The sequence below is a fragment of the Maribacter litoralis genome, assembly GCF_902506355.1.
Lineage (GTDB): Bacteria > Bacteroidota > Bacteroidia > Flavobacteriales > Flavobacteriaceae > Maribacter > Maribacter litoralis.
Genome location: NZ_LR733274.1, coordinates 1 through 1211 on the forward strand (window position 1 = coordinate 1; position 1211 = coordinate 1211).

Genomic DNA, 1211 nt, shown 5'->3' on the forward strand with positions numbered 1-1211 from the left:
CACCCCTTACCATTCCGAACAGGGAAGTTAAGACCGTTTGCGCCGATGGTACTGCTATACCAAGTGGGAGAGTAGGTAGCCGCCTTTTTCGAAAGCCCCTTACATCAATGTAAGGGGCTTTTTTTATTCATAAAAGTCAAGCTTTAGAAGAGAGGGATACCCTTGTAGTACCAAGGAACTTGGTTGCCGTGACTAATACACTACTACTACTACTACTACTACTACTACTATTACTATTACAGCTGTTAAGTTTGTTTATGTTTGTTATATTATAAGCTTAATAAGCGGAGCTTTCTCGATTTAACTTCATCATTATTAATATAGTTTGTCGTATGCATTGTGAATAGTTGATAGTTAGCTTAGGTAGTTCAATGAGTCTTGTGGATATAAATTTATACAGGAGCAGTTTATACCCTCGAAGCTATAATTATTTACATGTTTAGTTGAAACGAATTTTATCTTTTAATGTTTGGTCTAATGCTTTAATGTGAGTTGGGGCAATTAGATTTTTTATTTACTTGTACAGTATTTTTTTGTTAACTATTTGTAATAATCAAATCAAGGTTAATATTTCTAATAGTATACGCTGTTAATTTAATCAGGTAATAGTTTTTCTGCTATTTAATAAAGGATAACTAAAATTGTTAGACCGGATAGTTGCTAATTATCCATTTAATTTTGTTTTTTTTTCGGGGTGTTTTGATGATATTATAGGTCTTTCCATTTAATCATGATATCACGATTTATTGATTTTATATTTTAGGAACCTTTTTGCTTAGTATTTTTTGCACTAATAAAACATGAAATTTTTATATAGTAAGACGGACTTCTATTCTATCCTATTTAAAATCTAGGGTATAAATAGTAGCTATTATGTATCCCCATCAATAATCTTATTATTTTCTTAGGCTGTAAACAACGTTGAATCAGCCCGGTAGGTATCGGTTTGAAGTTCCTTTCGATTTTTTATGTAAAAAGTCTTGTGTAATGGAAAATAGGTTGTAGATTTGCACCCCGCAAACGAGGAAGATAATTTGGAATCGGGCGTTGGAAATAGGTTCATATATGTTGTTTTGGTTTGGCGAAAAAAAAGAAAGATATTTTTTTCGATAAAAGTTGCCAGGTTAAAAAACAGTTGTATATTTGCAGCCGCTTAGGGAAACACCTAAGGGAAACGAAGCGAAAATGTCGTAAGATCTTTGGAGCCGAGT

At 32.5% G+C, this 1211-nt stretch carries 1 rRNA gene; it reads left to right on the forward strand.

What is annotated here, in order from left to right:
• Positions 1-88: ribosomal RNA gene (rrf, locus tag EXIGUO8A_RS18730) — 5S ribosomal RNA — on the forward strand; the annotation flags it as partial.
• Positions 89-1211 lie beyond the last annotated feature (1123 nt).